This window comes from Pseudomonas sp. TMP9, assembly GCF_037943105.1.
Classification (GTDB): domain Bacteria; phylum Pseudomonadota; class Gammaproteobacteria; order Pseudomonadales; family Pseudomonadaceae; genus Aquipseudomonas.
Window position 1 is genome coordinate 25,596 of sequence record NZ_CP149803.1, and the last position, 19,473, is coordinate 45,068.

The window sequence follows — 19,473 nt, forward strand, 5'->3', positions numbered from 1 at the left end:
CGCTAATGCCCCTTAGTTTGCGCGCCGGGCCCAGAATTGCTCGGCCAGCTGGCTTAGGTCAGCACTCAACCCGGCCACTTGGCTGGCGGCGGCTTGGCTTTGCAGGCCGGCCACCACGTTCAACTCCGAGGCCTCGCGGATACGTGTGAGGTTGCGGTTGATCTCCTCGCTGACGGCGCTTTGTTGCTCAACGGCGGCCGCGATCTGCACAGATGTATCGGTGATTTCATTAACCCGCTGGCCAATGCCTTGTAGCGCTTGGGCCGCTTCACTGGCCTGAAGCACGCTCTGGCGCGCTTGGGCACTGCTGTTTTGCATCACCGCCACGGCTTCGCGGGCGCCATTTTGCAAGGTGGCGATCATGCGCTGGATCTCGCTGGTGGACTGCTGGGTACGCGAGGCCAAGCCACGCACCTCGTCCGCTACCACGGCAAAGCCACGCCCCTGTTCACCGGCGCGGGCCGCTTCAATGGCCGCGTTAAGGGCCAACAGGTTGGTCTGCTCAGCGATCCCACGAATCACCTCCAGCACCCCGGAAATATCGTTGCTGTGCTGCTCAAGCTGTTGGATCACGGTTGAAGCTCGTTCAACTTCACTGGCCAGTTGGCTGATGGTGTTGCTGGTCTGGCTGACCAGTTGTTGGCCCTGGCAGGTTTCTGTATCCGCACGGTTAGCTGCTGTGGCGCTGTTCTGGGCATTGCTCGCGACCTCTTGAACGCTGGCGGCCATTTGGTTGACGGCAGTGGCCACCTGTTCGGTTTCGCTCTGCTGTTGCTGATTGGTGCGCTGGCTGCTTTGCAGTTGCTCGGCCAGTTCGGCGGTGTGGCGGCCAAGTTGTTGCGCGGCATCGCTGATGCGTCCAACCACGGCGCCGGCATCGGCTTCGAGCATGCGCAGGGCCAGTTCGATTTGGCCGAACTCATCACGCCGGCCGCAGTACAGCGTCTGGCTTAAGGGGTTGTCGCCAATCTGCCGAGCCCGAGCGGCCAAACGCTGCAAGGGCGCCAGTTGCCAGCTCAGCAGCGCGCTGCCAACGCCGCCGCCGAGCAGCGCCACTAAAAGCCCGGCGCTTGCCGGTAACCCCAGGGTTGCAGCGGCCAGGCCGAGGGCGGTAAACCAGCTGAGGTTGAGGCCCAGCAGCAGTTTCAGCTGCACGCTTAGGCGCGGCGGGCGCAACGTCTGTTGCTCACGCCCGGCTTTAAGGCTGGCATACAGACGCTCGGCGTCGGCAATCTGCTCGGTGCTGGCTTGGGTGCGCACGGATTGATACTCCACCACGTGGCCATCGCGCTTTACCGGGATGACATAAGCGCTGACCCAATAATGGTCACCGTTTTTGCAGCGGTTTTTTATCAGCCCCATCCAGTTTTTACCGGCTTTAAGGGTTTGCCACATGTGGCCGAAAGCGGCGGGCGGCATGTCCGGGTGGCGCACGATGTTGTGGTTTTTACCCAATAGCTCGGCAGAGGTGAAGCCACTGATATCGATGAAGTCCGGGTTGACGTAGCTAACCGCACCTTTCAGGTCGGTGGTGCTGAGGATGTTGGCGGCGCGGCTGACGTTGACGGCGCGCCCACTGACGGGAAGGTTGAGTTTCATCGGTGACTCCGCGGGTTTTTATTGAGGGCAGTAGTTGTGTGCGGGTAAAGCAGACGTGTTGTGCAGGCAGATGGGGTGTTGCTGGAACAGCTGATCAAGCACCTCCACCGGTTGTGGGCGGCTGAGCAAATAGCCTTGGGCATAGCGACAGCCCTGCTCACGGAGAAACGCCAGATGGCTGGGTTGCTCCACGCCTTCGGCAATCACTTCAAGGTTGAGGCCCTGGCCCAGTTTGATGATGGCGCGGCTGATGGTGGCCAGCTCGCCACCGTCCTCGACCCCGGTGATGAAGCTCTTATCGACCTTGAGAATGTGCAGCGGGAAGCGCGTCAGGTAGCCTAACGACGAGTAACCGGTGCCAAAGTCATCCAAGGCCAAGCGCACACCGAGGCTGGCCAGCTCGCGCAAGCAAGCTAGGGTCTGGGCGCTGTCTTCCATCAGTTGGCTTTCGGTGATTTCCAGAATCAGGTTGCTTGCCGGCAGGCCAGTAAGCGCCAGTATCTGGGTGACGCGCTGGGCAAATTGGGCTTCGCACAGCTGCCGGCTGGAGAGGTTGACGGCGCAGCTCATACCCGGCTGAACTGCCTGCCAACGCTTGCTCTGCAGGCAAGCCTGGAGCAGTACCCAGTCACCGACTGCGACGATTTGTCGGGACTCTTCCAGGACCGGAATAAACTCCTGTGGCGCGATCAAACGGCCGTTATGGCGCCAGCGCAGCAGGGCCTCGACCCCCGTCACCCGCGCTTGGCCATCGTCCAGGCAGCACACCGGTTGGTAGTAGAGCTCGAATTCGTCGCGGGTCAGGGCCAGCGCCAAGGCACTTTCCAGTTGCAAAGATTGCTCGGCGCGCACCTGCAGTTCCGCGCTGTAACGGGCGAACCGGGCTTTGCCGGCCTCTTTAGCGCGGTACATGGCGAGGTCGGCGGCGCGTAGCACGTCGCCATCGATGTTGGCTTCGGTCAGGTCAACGATGCCAATACTGGCACTCACCGACAGCTGCCGTTCGGCCAGCCCTATCGGTTGCAGCAACTCATCAAGCATGCGCTGGGCAACGTGCTCGGCGTCATCTAAACAAGCCAGGTCATCAAGCAGGGCGACGAATTCGTCACCGCCAAAGCGCAACAGGTGATCGCCGGGGCGCAGGCATTTCGCCAACCGCCTGGCCACTTCAACCAGCACCTGATCGCCAACGGTATGGCCGAGGCTGTCGTTGATCACCTTGAAGCGGTCGAGGTCGATAAATAGCAAGGCAGCGTCACGTGCGCCGGGGCGCTTTTGCCGTTGCTGGGCTTGGTCGAGCAACTCCTGCAAGCGCAGCCGATTCCCCAAGCCTGTAAGAAGGTCATGGCGGGCACTGTGCTGTAAGTGTTGTTCAGTGTTTTTCTGGCCGCTGATATCGCTTTGTGAACCGGCCAAACGCTGCTCGCCGCGCTCATCAAGGCTGACGACGCCGCGCACCAACACCCACAGGTAATGCCCTTGGCGGTGACGAATACGGTATTGCTGATGCAGGGATTCACTCTGCCCGCTCAGGTGGTGCTGGATAGCCTGACGCAGCCCCGGCAAGTCTTCCGGATGCACGCGGGCGAACCAACCGGCCTTGCCATCGCCGAGCTGATCGCGGTTGAGGCCAAGCATGCTCGCCCAGCGCTCCGAGAGGTACAGATGGTCGCGCTCGACATGCCAGTCCCAGAGGCCATCATTGGCGCCGCGCGTGACGCGGGCGTAGCGCGCGTCACTGCTTTCCAGCGCGCGACGTTGCGCGCTGCTGTAGGCATCAATGGTCAGCGTCATGTCAAAGAACACCGCTTTTAGCACGCTGGCATAGAGCGCACTGGCCGCGTGATCACCAAACAGCTTCTGCAGCAGGCTGTCGAGGTACAGGCGATAACCACCCAAGTACCACTTCAACTCAAGGCCGACCCGGTCATGCACCAAGCCGATGCGCAGGCGTTCACACACATAGTCGTGGTCGCGCGGGCCCTGCCACAGACGTTGGTAATAACTGAGCTGACTGTGCTTAAGCCGCGTGGTCACTGTGGTGTCTTGCAGCAACGCCGATGGCGCGTTGAAATGGCCGAGGTGTTGGTAGAGGTGCTCGACAAAATCGCGATGCATGTCATTGAAATCGACGCGCGCTGCCTGCAGGCGGGCATCATCCGCCGGGCGCCAGTCGAGGAAGTCCAGACGGGTGGTGATTTCGTCTTGATCCAGGCCGCTGTTACGCAGCAGTGCGTGCAACTCGTGATGCATATCCATTGCGTGCCTCTGGTTTTCTACAGGCAATAAAAAAGCGTTAATCACCTGCTCGCTGAATACCCGCGAGGAGGTGATTAACGCTTTGTCTTGCAGGCCCATTCGTCCTGCCCGGCATAGCCGGTTCTCGCCCAATTAATAGACAGGGGCGAAACCGTGATGCTTTTCTACCTCAAATCAGTTTGTTCTACAACGTCTCCATAAGCGCTTGCAGACGTCGGCGCAAATCGGCGAGATCACGGGATTTAAAGGCGTGACGGGTTTTTTCCAGGGTGTTGATGGCATCGTCTAGGGTCAGGCGCATCTGCAGTTCGTGGGGCAGTGGTTGCAGCCAGCGGCAAGCCGGCGCGTGCTGACAATCTCGCGGCGAATGCACCAGCTGGCAACTGATCCCCGCATGACACAGAGCATCACGGGCAGTGTCAGCGGTTTGCGGGTCACTGCTGATAAGCTGCACGCAGGGATGGTTATCGAGCATGGTGTTCTTCAGCAAAGGATTAAGGCACATTATTTGTAAGTCTATTAGCTCCTCTTGCCGAATGCTTGTAACGTTTTGTCGCTTATCAGAAACAATACAGCGGTCTTATTGGTCCGCTGTTGCTATTGATCTCGCGCGCAAAATAACGTCGGGTTGTTCAGATCCCTTATTAAAATTTCACCCCTTACTGAATACGAATCAGCTAATAAAAAATTGTTTGCCAGCCTCAATCAACCTCTTCGAGATCTATCTGGCGGCGCAAAACGCTACCATTGGCGGCGTAGTTGTATTGCCGCGCCAATACCGAGGCGTGCGGGTAAACCTCAGGTGCCGTTCAACCCTTTCGCCGTAAGGGCTAAATGCCCCACCTGCTCCTAGGAGTCATCACATGGATTGCCGTATTTCCCGAATACTGCTCCGGCTATTGGTTGGCATAGCGTTTAGCGGCAGCGTCTTGGCTGATCAGGTTCAGGTCGCGGTGGCGGCTAATTTCACCGCGCCGTTTCAAGAGATTGTGGCCGAGTTTGAGCAGGACACGGGGCATACGGTGCTCGCGTCTTTCGGGGCCACCGGGCAGTTGTATGCGCAGATTCATCACGGTGCGCCGTTCGAGGTGTTGCTCAGTGCCGATGCCAGCACCCCGGCCAAGCTCGACAGTGAAGGGCTGGGTGTCGAGGGTTCGCGTTTTACCTATGCGATCGGCAGTCTGGTGTTGTGGTCGGCTACAGCGGGTTATATCAACGGTACGGATGCCGTGCTTAAAGCCAATCAATTCAAGCGCTTAGCGCTGGCTAACGCTAAGGCAGCGCCTTATGGGCTGGCTGCCAACGAGGTGCTGGCAGCGCTGGGTTTGAGCGCGGCCGTGCAACATAAGTTGGTGGAGGGGCAGAGCATTACCCAGGCCCATCAGTTTGTCGCCACTGGCAATGCCGAGTTGGGCTTTGTCGCGCTGTCGCAAGTATTCAAAGACGGTCAGCTCAGCAGTGGGTCGGCCTGGCGGGTGCCGGCTGAGTTGCATACACCGATCAGGCAGGATGGGTTGATGCTGAAGAAAGGCGAGCATAATCCCGCCGCCGCAGCGCTTGTTACGTACCTCAAAGGTGCGAAAGCGACGGCGATCGCCCAGGCCTATGGCTATCAACGCTAAAGAGAGGGTGCGATGCCCCTGAGCAACGCTGATTTAGCCGCGGTGCTGCTGACGCTGGAGTTGGCCTCGCTGACCACTGTGGTGCTGCTGTTGATTGGTACACCGATTGCCTGGTGGCTGGCGCGCACCAACTCGCGGTGGAAGCAGCCGATTGGCGCCATCGTCGCCCTGCCACTGGTGCTGCCGCCAACGGTGATTGGCTTTTACCTGTTGGTGAGCATGGGGCCGCATGGTATTATTGGTCAGCTGACCCAGAGCCTCGGCCTCGGCACCCTGACGTTTACTTTCACCGGCCTGGTAATCGGCTCGGTGTTCTATTCCCTACCCTTTGTCGTGCAACCGCTGCAGAACGCTTTTGAAGCCATCGGTCGCGGTCCGTTGGAGGCGGCAGCGACGTTGCGCGCAGGGCCCTGGGACAGTTTTTTCACGGTGGTCGTGCCGCTGGCCCGGCCCGGTTTTATCACCGCCGCCGTGCTGGGTTTTGCCCATACCGTTGGCGAGTTTGGGGTGGTGTTGATGATTGGCGGCAATATCCCGGGTAAAACCCAAGTGGCCTCCGTACAGATTTATAACCATGTAGAAACCATGGAATACGCCCAGGCACACTGGCTGGCGGGCGGCATGTTGCTGTTTTCGTTTATCGTGCTGCTGGCGCTGTATTCCGGGCGCAGTAATAAGCGGATCTGGCAATGATCTGGCCACTGTCGCGCCGTCCCGCGCCGCTGCAACAGGTCGCCGGGTTGGGGGCAATCCAGGCGCGTTTTAAGGTTGCACATGCAGGCTTCACGCTGGATGTTGAGATGAACCTGCCCGGTCGCGGCGTCAGTGCCTTGTTTGGCCATTCCGGCTCGGGCAAGACCAGTTGCTTGCGTTGTTTCGCTGGGCTGGATCAGTCCGTTGAAGGGTATTTGCAGGTCAATGGCGAACTGTGGCAAGACAGCGCCCAAGGCCTATTTGTCCCGGCGCACCAGCGCGCTGTGGGGTATGTGTTTCAGGATGCCAACCTGTTTACGCACCTGTCAGTGCAACGCAATTTGCACTACGGGCTCAAACGTATCGCCCCAGCGCAGCGACGCATCGCCCTTGAGCAAGCGGTTGAGTTGCTCGGTATTGGTCATTTACTGCAGCGCTTACCGGGCAATCTGTCCGGCGGTGAGCAACAGCGCGTCGGTATCGCCCGCGCCCTGCTCACCAGCCCTCGGTTGTTGTTGCTGGATGAGCCGCTGGCCTCGCTTGACCTTAAGCGTAAGCAGGAAGTGTTGCCGTACTTGGAGCGGCTGCACACCGAGCTGGAAATTCCAATTATTTACGTCAGCCATGCGCCCGATGAAGTGGCGCGCTTGGCCGATCACCTGGTGTTGCTTGAAGACGGTCGAGTAACCGCCAGCGGTCCGCTGAAGGAAACCCTGCTGCGCGCCGATCTGCCGTTTATCTTTGAAGATGCTGCCGAGGCAGTGGTGGACGCGCGCGTTGTCGGCCATGACCACGCCTACGGACTGCTCGCGGTGCAATTACCCGGCAGCGCTGTGCGCCTGCAGTTGCCCCACGGGCCGCTGCCGTTAGGCCAAGCGGTGCGGGTAAAAATCAAAGCGCGGGATGTCAGCCTAAGTATGCAGCAGGCCCAAGACAGCAGCGTGCTTAACCTGTTGCCGGCGCAGGTGGTCGATTGCATTGAGGTGGTCGAAAAAGCCTATGTATTGGTCCGCGTGCAGGTGGGCGATGAGCAGCTGATGGCGCGTATTACCCGCTACTCCTTCGACCGTTTGCATATTCAGCAAGGCCAGTCGCTCTGGGCGCAGGTCAAATCGGTGTCATTACTCAGCGCAGGTTGAGGCGCTGCTGGCAGTTTTCGACGGGTTCGCGCATTTATGTGAGCAAATCACTCTTTAGGCTGCTTTCTTTGGCATTGCTGTGCAATACCCTCTGCCGCGCCAATTGATAAGCTGACGCCGTTCAGCCATGCTCAGAAAAATAATAAGGAGCACACCACCCCATGCGATCCACAGCGTTGCTACGCCCGCTATTGCTCACGTTGCTCGGTCTGCTGGCCAGTCTTTTGCCACTGACCTCCGTTCAAGCAGTTACGCCTCAGGAACAGGTGCAGGTGCAAGCCAGCCGGGTTACCAGCAGCCTGATGTTGTTACGGGGTGAGGGTTTCCAAAAGAAACACCAAGAGGCCTTGGAGGCAGATCTACAAGCCTTCGCGGCGGCCGTACAGAGCTTGCCGCAAACTACCGATGCCCTGCGCAGTGCCCATCAAGAGCTGGTGGTGCAGATCCGTCGCGGCATCGGTTTTGGCCCCAATGAAGACGACATGCCTTGGCGCTATCCTGAAGACCTCAGCAAAGCCCTGCTCGGTGTGTTGGAGCAGAGCCGCACACTGGCTGATCCTGCCGCCATCGAAGTGGCCGCCAAGCTTGAATACCTTTCAGTGCAATACCTCAGCCGCGCCTACTTCGGTAATTTTGAAACGGCCCGTGAGCAGCCCAATACCTACCTAGGCCAAGATGAGCGCAAAATTGTGCCCTCGGTGGATGCCCAGCTGGCCGCGCTCGACGGCAAGGCCAACCCGCAAATCGGCAAGCTAAAGACCCGTTGGGATTACCTCAAGGCCGCGCTGCTTGACCTCAACAGCCAGAGCAGCGCCTTGCAAAGTGCCTCAGGCCGCCCGTTTGCGCCGATCACCGTGCACCGCCACACCCGCGCCTTAACGGACCAGTGGATGACGCTGTACTGACAAGCCCTGCTGCGCGCCGGCGGTAGCGGTTAAGCTTTGGGCGGCAGCGTTTGGCCGCCCGGATGTAATTCCGGCGGCGGACCAATCCGTCTGGCTCGCTATCAGGCGTTGGCGTGTTTCTCACGGATGCAGGTCGGCCCGGCGCGCTCGAGGATCACCTGCTCCACCTCTTTGCGCAGGCCCAGTAAAAAAGCGGCTTCAGCGGCGACAAACAGCGGGCCAATCACCAAGCCCATGACGTCATCGACAAACGCCGGCTTACGTCCTTCCCAATAATGGCCGACAAACTGGATAGCCCAGCCGATCACAAACAGGCCAATGCCGCTGCCTAACCAAACCATCGTCGATTGCACCGCCAAGCAGGCTGCCGCCCATAAACTGAGCCCCAATAGCAGGGTCATCAGCAGGCCGAAGCGCAGGTCTAGGCGCAGGTAAAATAGGGCAGCCGCTAGGCTCACCAGCGTTGCCGGAGCCAGCCACAGGCCGAGCACCTCGACGCCGGGGCGTGAAAGCAAAACCGCCACTGCCACAACGATCAGTGGAATGCCGATAAAGTGGCTGAGAATATTGCGCTGATCACGGTGATACGCCGCGTATTGCGCCAAGTGGTCGACCAGGGTTTTCATTATTATTTTCCTTATGCAAGACAGGTGGTCAGCATGACCGCAAACCCGGGCGCCGTTCTGTCAGCTAGCCGACAAATTAGCAGTCGCCGCTTTGGCCGCCAGCAATGACCGGCGCTCGTACGTATCAAGCGCGTTTGCGTCAGGGGCATTGGTTCAACGCCCTGCCCGCCGCGTTGCAGGAGGCGTTGCTGGCGGCTGCCCAGATTAAACAATTGAGTGCCGGTCAGGCGCTGTTTCGCCGCGGCGATAAACCCTGCGGCCTTTATGCCGTGGTCGAAGGTGGCATGCGCATTGGTGCGGTCAATACGGCAGGCAAAGAGGCGCTGCTGACCTTAATCGAGGCGCCCTACTGGTTTGGCGAGATTTCCCTGTTCGACGGCCAACCGCGCACCCACGATGCTTTCGCCGACGGTGCCAGTACCCTGCTGCAGGTGCCGCAAGCCGTTCTTTTGGCGCTGCTTGAGCAACAGCCGCAGTACTGGCGTGATGTCGCCCTATTGATGAGCCACAAACTGCGCCTGGCGTTTATTGCTCTAGAAGAGATGAGCCTGCGCCCCGCTGCCCCGCGCTTGGCCCGACGCTTGTTGCTGATGGCTGAGAACTACGGCGAAGGCGAACCGCGCCGGGTTATCCACCTGCCCCAAGAGCAGCTAGCGTTGATGCTGTCGATTTCTCGGCAAACCACCAACCAGATTCTCAAGGATCTGGAGAGCCAAGGTATGCTGCGGCTCAATTACGGCGAGATTGAAATCCTCGATCTGCAGCGGTTACGTCAGGCCGCGCAATAACCTGCACGGCAGCCCTTGCTGAGCCGAGTGAACCACTGGCGCGAAATGCCGCTCTATTAACGACCCGTTTTGCTATCCGAGCCCGATACCCTGATGCCCATAGCCGCGACTGTTGGCCATGATGACCTGCCTTTAGTACTGGCCGGCCCACTGCTGCGTCGTCTTGAGCCGCAGCGGTTGGTGCTCTGGTTGGTCGGCAGCCAGCCGCTGACGCTCAGCCTGCAACTTACCGCACCGGCTAAGTATGAGCTGCAGCCTCAGCGCTACGCGCTAACCGATGGCTGCTGCCAAGTGATCCAGGTGGGCGAACAGGCGTTTATTCACCTGATTGAACTGGCGCTGGACACACCGCTGCTCTGTGATGTGCAGATCGACTACGACCTGCTGATCGAGCAAACCGATCAAGCGCCTTTGGCGATTGCTGATTGGGCACCGCACTTGCTGTACGAGGGTGCAACGCAGCCTAACTTTGTCCTGCGCAGCCAGCTTGAGCACATCCTCCACGGCTCCTGTCGTAAGCCGCATCACCCTGCGGCCGACGGTTTGCTGTGCGCGGATCGCTTGCTGGCGGAGTCACCCAGCGCTGAACAACGTCCCGCGTTGCTCTTGATGAGCGGCGACCAAATTTACGCCGATGACGTCAGCGGGCCGATGTTACGGGCCATTCACCAAGTGATTGCGCGTCTTGGCTTATTCGGCGAGCACCTCGAAGGGGCAGTGGTCGATGACAGCGAAGCGCTGTATCAGCACCCGGCCAGCTACTACCAACGCGCCGAGTTACTGCCCGCGACCAACAGTAACGAAACCCTGCGTGAACGCTTTTTCGGCGGGGTGGAAAAGCCGGTGTTCACCACCAGCAGCGCCGACAACCACTTAGTTACCTGCGCGGAAGTACTGGCCATGTACTTGTTGGTGTGGTCGCCCGTGCTGTGGGCTCAGCTGAACACTGAAATGCCTGAGTTGAGCGCAGAGAAAGCGGCGCGTTATCAGGCTGAGCGCGAGCATGTCGAGGGTTTTCGCAGTGGCTTGGGCGGGGTGGCTCGCGCCCTCGCCCACCTGCCTACGCTGATGATTTTTGATGACCACGACATCACCGATGACTGGAACCTTTCCGCCCAGTGGGAGCAAACCGCTTACGGCCATCCGTTTTCAAAACGTATTATCGGCAACGCCTTGATCGCCTACCTGCTGTGCCAAGGCTGGGGCAACAACCCGCAGGTGTTTACCCAGCCGCTGCAAACGATTCGCGCGATGACCGAAGAGCGCGACGCTAAAAACCGCATGGACTGTCAGCAACAGAATGCGCTGATCGACGAACTACTGGGCTTTCATCAGTGGCAGTTTGTCTTACCGACCACCCCGGCGTTGGTGGTGTTGGACACCCGCACTCGGCGCTGGCGCAGTGATCGCAACCCCAAGCGGCCCTCTGGGCTGCTGGATTGGGAGGCGCTCTGCGAATTTCAGCAGGAGTTGCTTGATCACCCGTCAGCCATCGTTGTGTCCCCCGCGCCGATGTTTGGGGTCAAGCTGATCGAAACCATCCAGAAGATATTCAGTTGGGCCGGCCATCCGCTGATGGTCGATGCGGAAAACTGGATGGCCCACCGGGGGGCAGCCCAAGTGATGCTGAATATCTTCCGCCATTCACGCACGCCGGGCAGCTACGTGATTCTCTCTGGCGATGTGCATTATTCCTTTGTTTACCAAGTGCTGATCCGCCAACGTAAGCGCGGCCCGCAGCTCTGGCAAATCACCAGCAGCGGCTTGAAAAACGAATTTCCACGGCGCTTACTCGACTGGTTTGACCGCCTCAATCGCTGGTTGTATGCGCCCTGGTCGCCGCTTAACTGGCTGACCACTCGGCGGCGTATGCAAGTTACGCCTCGCATCCCCTCACGCAGCAAAGCCGGCGAACGCCTGTGGAATGGTGCAGGCCTGGGCCAAGTGTTCTTCAACGAACAAGGCCAGCCGAGCGCGATTTACCAGCTCAATGCCGATGGCTCAGCGCCGGTAGAGTTTGTCTGTGAGCGCGGTGAGGTCGCGGCCACTCAAGCCGCGCTGAGCACGGCAGGAAAAAGCTAAACCTTCGCGGTCTTTTGGGTGCGCATGACCTAGCGCAGTTTTTCCAGCATCTGGTAGTACCACATGCCGGCGGCCAGCATCGGGTTACCGAACACATCACCGAGCGGCACTTTGATGTGCTTGCAGGCGGCGAAGGTGTCGTAGTGGCCCATGGTGCCGGTCAGCGCGTTAGCCATGATCTCGCCCATGATATGGGTGGTGGCGATGCCGTGGCCGGAGTAGCCCTGGCAGTACCAGACGTTGTCCGAGAGCTTGCCCAGCTGTGGGATGCGGTTCATCACGATGCCCATGGCGCAGCTCCACTGGAAGTCGATAGCGACGCCCTTGAGCTGTGGGAAGGTCTGTTCGATGCCCGGGCGCAGTTCAGCGGCAATGTCGCGTGAGTCGCGGCCGGAGTAGTTGCAGCCGCCGCCGAACAACAGGCGTTTGTCGGCAGTCAGGCGGTAATAATCGAGGACGAAACGGCAGTCATAGACGGCTAAGTCGTGCGGGTTGATCTGGTCTGCTAATTCGCCGAGTGGCGCGGTGGTAACAATACCGCCCATGGCGGGGAAGATCAGGCCTTTGAGCTTTTTTGGCTCCAGCTTGTGGTACACATCACCGGCCAACAGCACCTGTTTGGCATTGATTCGGCCTTGGGCGGTGACCACTGCAGGCTTAGCGCCGTGAACGATTTCCAGCACCTCAGAATGTTCGAAGATTAGCGCGCCGAGGCTGGCTGCGGCGCGGGCTTCGCCGATGCACAAGTTCAGCGGGTGCAGGTGCATGTTGCGGGTGTTCTTCAGCGCGCCGTTATACAGGTCGCTGGCCAGGTGGCTGCGCACACCGTCGCGGTCGAGTAGGGTGACATCATCGGCCATGCCCCGACGCACTGCTTCGGCATAAGAGGCTTCCAGTTCCTGCATGTGCACGGGCTTCATCGCCGCATGCAGGTGGCCGTGCTTGAGGTCGCAGTTGATCCCGTACTTTTCCACGCGGTTCTTGATGATGTCGTGGCCGCGCCAGCGCAGGTGCCAGATAAAGTCTTCGACCTCCTCGCCCAAGGTGTTGCGCATCTGCTTGGTCATGGCCGCATCGCCGGACAGGCTACCGGTGACCTGGCCGCCGTTGCGCCCGGTGGCGCCCCAGCCAATCTTGTTGGACTCGACAATGGCGACTTTTAGGCCGCGTTCGGCCAATTCAACGGCAGACGCTACGCCGGTAAAACCGCCACCGATAATCACCACATCGACACTGACTTCGCCTTGCAAGGTCGGGTAGTCGGTTTCCTCATTGAGGGTGGCGCTGTAGTAGGACGGGCAACGCTCAGCGGCGGGCGTTATGGGTTTGATCGCGGCATTCATAAGCAGCTTCCTGGGTACGACGAGCGGGTGCTTGAGCGAATAAGCTCAGCGTCGGCAGCCAGTGATACTGGCTGCGAGGCAATCAGAGGGTTGCACAGATGCTGTCCGGCGGGCGTGCATGCCGGCAATGCCAGAGCGCCCAGAAGGCCAGGGTTTTCGGCAGCGTGGCGTTGCGCTGCTCAGCGGCGTGCTGGCAGCGTTCTGGCAGCAGCGCGCTGCACATGGGCCTAGAAAAAAGCGGTATAGAGAAAGGCATACCAGCAGGGTCACACAGGCCAAAGGATGGGTTAAATCTTATTTTTCACATGCTTGCTTGCTGTATGGCTAAACATTAACCAAGGCTGTTTGGCGGGTGTGGGGCGCTGCGAAGATGAGCCAGCAACGTTTACCGAACCCGCGCGGGTTCGGTAACAGCGCTTGCAGCGTGAACGCGCTAGCGCTTATGCGCTGAGCGGCTCAGCCCACAGGCTCACGCTCAGCTGATGTTGTTCACCCGCCGCCAGCACGCGGATGTCGTCCATTACGTTGGCGTGTTCGATACACAGCATGCCCTGCCAGGCGTCAGCGGCGAATTGCGAAAGGCGTTGGGCTTTGTCGATCCAGGGGTTCCACAGTACGGCTGATTGTGAGCCGCTGCTGTGCAGGTGAATGCGTCGCTGCCACGTGCGGTCGAGGATGCTCAGTTCGGTAGGCGTGTCGAGGTAGATGCGGTCGGTTTCGCCATTGAATCGCAGCACACCCGCCTGTTCGCGAGTTTGCCAGTCGTCCAAGGTCTCGATGTAGCGGCAGCCGTGCAGGCCTTCAACTGCAACGTTGCGAATATCGCTTACAGCAAAATAACTGTGCAGCGCCTGACTGATCGCCAGTGGTGTTTCGCTTAGGTTATGGCCAGTGAGTGCGATGTGCATGCGGCCATCTAGCCGGATGCGCAGGCGCAATTCGGCGGCATGCGGCCAGTCAGCCAGTGGTTGGGTGACGCTGCTATAAGCGAACTCAAGGTCTACGCCGTCATCGCCGCTATCAATGCCCAGTAATTGCCAGTCGATGTGGCGCACCAGGCCGTGGGCGGGCGCGGTGTCGGGTTGCTGGTGCATGGCTTGCACAGCCTGTGGGTTGCGTTGCAGGTTGCCGAACCACGGCCAGCACACCGGCACGCCGCCGCGCACGCCCTGGCCACGCCGATAGGCGGCTTGCTCGCTGAGCCAGATCAAAGGAGGCTGACCATCCTCCTGATAGCTGAGAATCTGTGCACCTTGCTGGCTGATCAGTAACTCGCTGGCGCCATAACGCACGCGCCAGCAGGTCAGTTCACCGCGCTCAAGGCGTTCAACATGGGACTTGGCCATTGGCATGTTTACCTTGGATTTAAACCACTATTGGAGCGCAACGGGCCGCTATAAAGCAAAACGCCCGTCAGTGACGGGCGCTCTGTGCATGAGGCAAGGGCTTACTTACCGTAAACCTGTTCCGGTAGCCACGTGATCAGTGCCGGGTACTGGTAGGCAATCACCAGCAGCACGATCTGAATCAGGATAAACGGCAGTACACCCTTGTAGATGGTGCTGGTGGGCACCGACGCCGGGGTAACGCCGCGCAGGTAGAACAGCGCGAAGCCGAATGGCGGGGTGAGGAAAGAGGTTTGCAGGTTCAGCGCGATCATCACCCCCAGCCACACCGGATCCATGCCCATGGCCAGCAATACCGGGCCGACAATCGGCACCACCACGAAGGTGATCTCAATAAAGTCGAGGATAAAACCGAGCAGGAAGATCACCACCATCACCAGGAAGAAGGCGCCGAGCACGCCGCCGGGTAATTGGGCGAACACATCCTCGATCATCGCCTCGCCGCCGAAGCCGCGGAACACCAGCGAGAACAGCGACGCGCCAATCAGGATCATAAAAACCATGGCGCTGATTTCAGTGGTGCCGGAGGCCACTTGGCGCAGTTGGCTGAAATTCAGCTGGCCCTTGTAGAAGGCCAGCAGCATCGCGCCGAGCGCGCCGAGCGCCGCAGCTTCGGTGGGTGTGGCATAGCCGGCGAGGATCGAGCCCAGCACTGCGCCGATCAACAGCAACGGTGGCACCAGCGCATTGATCAGCTTGCCCCACTCAATCGGTCCGAGCTCCTCTTGCGGTAACGCGGGCAACTTCTTTGGCTGGAAGATCGCCACGCCAATGATGTAGAGGATATACAGGCCCACCAGTAGTAAACCGGGGATCAATGCGCCAACAAACAGGTCACCCACCGAAACGGTTTTCGGCGAGAAGATGCCCATTTTCAATTGCGCTTGGGAGTAGGCGCTGGACATCACATCGCCCAGCAGTACCAGCACGATAGACGGCGGAATGATCTGTCCCAAGGTGCCGGTGGCGGCCAGAGTACCGGTAGCAATTGCCGGGTCATAACCGCGGCGAAGCATGGTGGGCAGCGCCAGCAGGCCCATGGTCACCACCGTGGCACCCACAATACCGGTGCTGGCGGCGAGGAGCGCACCGACCACGCAGACCGAAATGGCCAAACCGCCGCGCAAGGTGCCGAACAGGCGGGACATGGACTCCAGCAGGTCCTCGGCGACCCTGGACTTCTCCAGCATGACCCCCATAAACACGAACAGCGGGACCGCCAGCATGGTCTGGTTGTTCATGATGCCGAACAGGCGATTAGGCAGGGCGCTCAGGTAGCCGCCGTCGAAGGTGCCGGTGAGGATGCCAATACCGGCAAACAGCAGCGACACACCGCCCAACGTGAAGGCCACTGGGTAACCGGCCATCAGGGCCGTGCAGATGCTGATAAACAGCAGAATTGCCATCAACTCAGCCATGGGTCACCTCCACGGCTGGCAGACGACCGCTGAGGATGTTGGCGAATTTGATCAAGTCGGCGATGCCTTGTAAGACCAAGCTAAAGACCAGCACTAAGATGATGCTTTTCTGCAGGTAAACAAATTTAAGCCCGCCCGATTCGCTAGAGCCTTCCAAGGTTGCCCACGCGTTACCGACGTAATCCCAACTGGCCCAGCCGAGAAACAGACACACCGGCAGCAGGAAAAACACAGTGCCGAGGCTGTCGACTAGGGCTTTACGCCGGGGACTGAATGTCTGGTAAAAAATATCAACACGCACATGCCCGTTGCGTTGCAACACCCAGGCGGCAGCGCCCATAAAGACCAGCGCGTGAGCGTAGAGCACGGCTTCTTGCAGGGCCGTTGCGCCGATGCCGAAACCGTAACGCAGGACCACCACAATGGCGGTGCCAAGCACCAGAAATAGGGTTAGCCAGGCGCAGGTTTTACCTAAGTAGGTATTGAATGAGTTGATGCGTTGAGCGAGGCCGAGTAGCAGAGGCGGTTTGTCGGACATCATAAGTCCTTATCGTTATAGGCTTTGTAGGCAGAGGGAACGACGATTCTAGGCAGGCCTGAGCGATTGCAGCAATGGCACTGCAACTTTAGTCGTATCCGCTAGGCTTGAGAGCCACTTGCCCCTATGTTACTCAAGCACGGTCGACCCGCAGTGATCCTGTGGTCAGGCCCATACAACAATAAGGAGCTTTGCATGAAACGTCGTCAAATTCTCGCAGCCGCAGGTGTAGGCCTTGCAGCCACGGCTTTAGCCGGTTGCAAGCAAGAAGCCGCCCCTGCTGGTCAGCCCCAAGAGGGCGCAAGCAGCCAAACCTTTAACTGGAAAATGGTCACCTCTTGGCCAAAGAACTTCCCCGGCGTCGGTGTCGGTGCCGAGCGTTTCGCCACGCTGGTCAATGAAATGAGCAATGGCCGCTTGAAGGTCAAAGTGTATGCCGCCGGTGAGCTGGTGCCAGCGCTGGAAGTGTTCGATGCCGTAAGCCGTGGCACTGCGGAAATGGGCCATGGTGCGCCCTACTACTGGAAGGGCAAAGTGCCGGCGGCACAGTTCTTCTGCGCCCTACCGTTTGGCCCTAACGCTCAGGAAATGAACGCCTGGTTGCACAAGGGTGGTGGCATGGAATTGTGGGAAGAAACCTACAAGCCCTTCGGTGTCCTGCCAATGGCGTGTGGCGCAACGGGCGTGCAGACCGCCGGTTGGTTCAACAAAGAAATCAACAGCGTTGATGACTTTAATGGCCTGAAGATGCGCACTCCAGGCCTGGGCGGTGAAGTGCTGACCAAGATGGGCGGCACGGTGGTGAACATGCCAGCGGGTGAAATCTTCACCGCGCTGCAAACCGGTGCCATCGACGCCACCGAGTGGATCGGTCCTTATAACGACCAAGCGCTGGGCCTGCACAAAGCCGCCAAGTACTACTACACCCCGGGCTGGCAAGAGCCGAATGTGACCTTCGAACTGGACGTCAATATCAAGGCCTGGGAAACCCTGCCAGCGGACCTGCAAGCCATCGTCCGCGCCGCCGCGCGGGATGTGAACGGCGACATGCTCGACGACTACAATGCGCGCAATATGGAGGCCATGGAGCAGCTTAAGGGCGAGGGCGTGGAAGTGCGCCGTCTGCCGGATGAGGTGCTCGCTAAGCTCAAGACGGTTGCGGCCGAAGTGGTTGACGCCAGCGCGGCGGCTGATCCGGTGGCGAGCAAGGTCTGGGCGCAGCAGAAGGCTTACCTGCAGCGCCTGTATGACTATGCCGAGATGAATGAGAAGGATATTTACAACATCCGCGGCTGATCACCGTAACGCAGGCATCACACACAGCAAAACGCCGGCGCTTGAGCCGGCGTTTTTATTTGGCTGAGTGACGGTTAACGACGCGCGGGCACTGATCGGGTGCGGCCGCTGCCGTCGATGGCGACAAATACAAAGACCGCTTCAGTGACCTTGCGCCATTCGCTGGACAGAGGATCGTCGCTCCATACCTCCACCAGCATCTTGATCGAGCTGCGCCCCACTTCTACCGTTTGCGTATAGAAAGACAGTTGCGCACCTACGGCCACAGGCACCAGAAAGGCCATGCGATCAATGGCCACGGTGGCCACACGGCCGCCCGCCACTTTGCTGGCCATGGCAGTGCCGGCTAAGTCCATTTGTGAAACCAGCCAGCCGCCGAAAATGTCACCAAAACCATTGGTTTCGCGTGGCAGTGCGGTGATTTGCAAAGCCAGATCGCCTTGCGGGATGGGGTCTTCCTGTTCGAAATCGTGCATCGGATAGGCTCGCGGCGCGGTTATTATTTTTGGCGCGGTGCGGGGTGTGGCGGCTGTGAGTCAGGCTCAGCAACAATCACCAAGAGGCCCTGCAAGCCTGCGGGAGTGCAGGCGCCGCGAGTATAGCGACTCAGCAGTCGCGCGGCGACCATGGCGCAGCGGGGTGGGTATCAAGAGGTGTCACCGCGGCGGGTAAAACATCGGCGCGTTCATCTAACTGTCACATTGCTTACATACAGTCGTCATACGGCCTGCAGATACTGGCCACGTTCAATCCAACACTGGTTTTTCAGGAGTAAGGCATGAAACTTAAGCGTTTGATGGCGGCCATGACATTTGTCGCCGCTGGCGTGGCGACTGCCACGGCGGTTGCGGGTGTCGACCCGGCTCTGCCGAGCTATACCAAGACGTCCGGCGTATCAGGCAACTTGACCAGCGTGGGTTCTGATTCCCTGGCCAACCTGATGACCCTGTGGGCTGAAGAGTTCAAAAAGGAATACCCCAACGTCAATATCCAGATCCAGGCTGCCGGTTCCTCCACCGCGCCACCTGCACTGACAGAAGGCACCGCTGGTATGGGCCCGATGAGCCGTGCAATGAAGGATGCCGAGATTCAGGCGTTCGAAGAAAAGTATGGTTACAAGCCAACTAAAGTGCCGGTAGCAATCGATGCGCTGGCCGTATTCGTGCACAAAGACAACCCGATTAAGAGCCTGGATATCGCTCAAATCGACGCGATCTTCTCCAGCACCCGCCTGTGCGGTGGTGCCACTGATATTCAGACCTGGGGCGATGTTGGCCTGACAGGCGAGTGGGCAGCTAAACCTATCCAGCTGTTCGGCCGTAACTCGGTGTCTGGCACCTACGGTTACTTCAAGGAAGAAGCGCTGTGCAAAGGCGATTATAAGGCTAACGTAAACGAGCAGCCGGGTTCGGCTTCCGTAGTGCAGTCGATCTCCAGCACCATCAATGCCATTGGTTACTCTGGCATCGGTTACAGAACCTCTAGCGTTAAGACTGTGCCGTTGTCCAAGAAAGGCGGCGAAGCCTTTGATGCAAACGAAGAAAATGCCCTGGCTGGCAAGTTCCCGCTGGCACGCTTCTTCTACGTGTACGTTAACAAGGCGCCGAACAAGCCGCTGAGCCCGCTGGACGCTGAGTTCCTTAAGTTGGTGCTGTCTAAGCAGGGTCAGGAAGTCGTTGTAAAAGACGGTTACATCCCGCTGCCGAAAAAAGTGGTTGATAAAACCCTGATGGAGCTGGGCCTGTAGGGTCCGTCTGAC

General features: G+C 59.2%; 17 protein-coding genes. 8 read left to right on the forward strand and 9 right to left on the reverse strand.

Going from position 1 to position 19,473, the window contains the following annotated elements:
• Positions 1-12: 12 nt before the first annotated feature.
• The 3 genes from WF513_RS00135 to WF513_RS00145 form a co-directional block, all read right to left on the reverse strand.
• Positions 13-1,599 carry a PAS domain-containing methyl-accepting chemotaxis protein gene (locus WF513_RS00135; RefSeq protein WP_339080720.1) on the reverse strand — a complete coding sequence of 529 codons (1,587 nt, stop codon included), beginning with the start codon at positions 1,597-1,599 and terminating at the stop codon, positions 13-15.
• Between the two features lie 18 nt (positions 1,600-1,617).
• Positions 1,618-3,858 carry an EAL domain-containing protein gene (locus tag WF513_RS00140; protein WP_339080721.1) on the reverse strand — a complete coding sequence of 747 codons (2,241 nt, stop codon included), beginning with the start codon at positions 3,856-3,858 and terminating at the stop codon, positions 1,618-1,620.
• Between the two features lie 184 nt (positions 3,859-4,042).
• Positions 4,043-4,363, reverse strand: coding sequence for a hypothetical protein (locus tag WF513_RS00145; RefSeq protein ID WP_339080722.1), 321 nt, complete (start codon positions 4,361-4,363; stop codon positions 4,043-4,045).
• A 358-nt stretch (positions 4,364-4,721) separates the two neighbouring features.
• Here WF513_RS00145 and modA point away from each other — a divergent pair, with 358 nt between their 5' ends.
• The 4 genes from modA (at position 4,722) to WF513_RS00165 (ending at position 8,217) form a co-directional block, all read left to right on the forward strand.
• Positions 4,722-5,480, forward strand: coding sequence for a molybdate ABC transporter substrate-binding protein (modA, locus tag WF513_RS00150; protein WP_339080723.1), 759 nt, complete (start codon positions 4,722-4,724; stop codon positions 5,478-5,480).
• Between the two features lie 12 nt (positions 5,481-5,492).
• Positions 5,493-6,173: a molybdate ABC transporter permease subunit gene (modB, locus tag WF513_RS00155; RefSeq protein ID WP_339080724.1), complete on the forward strand. Its 681-nt coding sequence runs from the start codon at positions 5,493-5,495 to the stop codon at positions 6,171-6,173.
• A gap of 47 nt (positions 6,174-6,220) precedes the next feature.
• Positions 6,221-7,312: a molybdenum ABC transporter ATP-binding protein gene (gene modC, locus WF513_RS00160; protein WP_339083657.1), complete on the forward strand. Its 1,092-nt coding sequence runs from the start codon at positions 6,221-6,223 to the stop codon at positions 7,310-7,312.
• 161 nt (positions 7,313-7,473) lie between these two features.
• Positions 7,474-8,217 (forward strand): hypothetical protein, encoded by a 744-nt coding sequence (locus WF513_RS00165; protein ID WP_339080725.1) that lies wholly within the window; start codon positions 7,474-7,476, stop codon positions 8,215-8,217.
• Between the two features lie 101 nt (positions 8,218-8,318).
• On the opposite strand, the gene WF513_RS00170 is transcribed toward WF513_RS00165, so the two are convergent.
• A complete protein-coding gene (locus WF513_RS00170; RefSeq protein WP_339080726.1) occupies positions 8,319-8,843 on the reverse strand; it encodes an Mpo1-like protein in 525 nt (174 codons plus the stop codon).
• Positions 8,844-8,947: 104 nt separating this feature from the next.
• Between WF513_RS00170 and WF513_RS00175 the strand changes: the two genes are divergently transcribed.
• Positions 8,948-9,631 (forward strand): Crp/Fnr family transcriptional regulator, encoded by a 684-nt coding sequence (locus tag WF513_RS00175; RefSeq protein ID WP_339080727.1) that lies wholly within the window; start codon positions 8,948-8,950, stop codon positions 9,629-9,631.
• Positions 9,632-9,724: 93 nt separating this feature from the next.
• The gene (locus WF513_RS00180) at positions 9,725-11,713 is read left to right on the forward strand and encodes an alkaline phosphatase D family protein (RefSeq protein ID WP_339080728.1); all 1,989 of its coding nucleotides are present in this window, start codon (positions 9,725-9,727) and stop codon (positions 11,711-11,713) included.
• A gap of 29 nt (positions 11,714-11,742) precedes the next feature.
• On the opposite strand, the gene WF513_RS00185 is transcribed toward WF513_RS00180, so the two are convergent.
• From WF513_RS00185 to WF513_RS00200, 4 genes are all read right to left on the reverse strand, one after another.
• The gene (locus WF513_RS00185) at positions 11,743-13,056 is read right to left on the reverse strand and encodes an FAD-binding oxidoreductase (protein ID WP_339080729.1); all 1,314 of its coding nucleotides are present in this window, start codon (positions 13,054-13,056) and stop codon (positions 11,743-11,745) included.
• 440 nt (positions 13,057-13,496) lie between these two features.
• Positions 13,497-14,402, reverse strand: coding sequence for a D-hexose-6-phosphate mutarotase (locus WF513_RS00190; protein ID WP_339080730.1), 906 nt, complete (start codon positions 14,400-14,402; stop codon positions 13,497-13,499).
• Between the two features lie 101 nt (positions 14,403-14,503).
• On the reverse strand, positions 14,504-15,880 hold the full coding sequence (locus tag WF513_RS00195; protein ID WP_339080731.1) for a TRAP transporter large permease subunit: 1,377 nt from the start codon (positions 15,878-15,880) through the stop codon (positions 14,504-14,506).
• Positions 15,873-16,418 (reverse strand): TRAP transporter small permease subunit, encoded by a 546-nt coding sequence (locus WF513_RS00200; protein ID WP_339080732.1) that lies wholly within the window; start codon positions 16,416-16,418, stop codon positions 15,873-15,875. The genes WF513_RS00195 and WF513_RS00200 overlap by 8 nt, the downstream gene beginning before the upstream one ends.
• A 195-nt stretch (positions 16,419-16,613) precedes the next feature.
• Here WF513_RS00200 and WF513_RS00205 point away from each other — a divergent pair, with 195 nt between their 5' ends.
• Positions 16,614-17,714: a TRAP transporter substrate-binding protein gene (locus tag WF513_RS00205; RefSeq protein ID WP_339080733.1), complete on the forward strand. Its 1,101-nt coding sequence runs from the start codon at positions 16,614-16,616 to the stop codon at positions 17,712-17,714.
• 74 nt (positions 17,715-17,788) lie between these two features.
• Here WF513_RS00205 and WF513_RS00210 read toward each other — a convergent pair whose 3' ends face one another.
• On the reverse strand, positions 17,789-18,190 hold the full coding sequence (locus WF513_RS00210; RefSeq protein ID WP_339080734.1) for an acyl-CoA thioesterase: 402 nt from the start codon (positions 18,188-18,190) through the stop codon (positions 17,789-17,791).
• 302 nt (positions 18,191-18,492) lie between these two features.
• Here WF513_RS00210 and WF513_RS00215 point away from each other — a divergent pair, with 302 nt between their 5' ends.
• Positions 18,493-19,461, forward strand: a complete 969-nt coding sequence (locus WF513_RS00215; RefSeq protein WP_339080735.1) for a phosphate ABC transporter substrate-binding protein PstS family protein — start codon at positions 18,493-18,495, stop codon at positions 19,459-19,461.
• Positions 19,462-19,473: the final 12 nt, after the last annotated feature.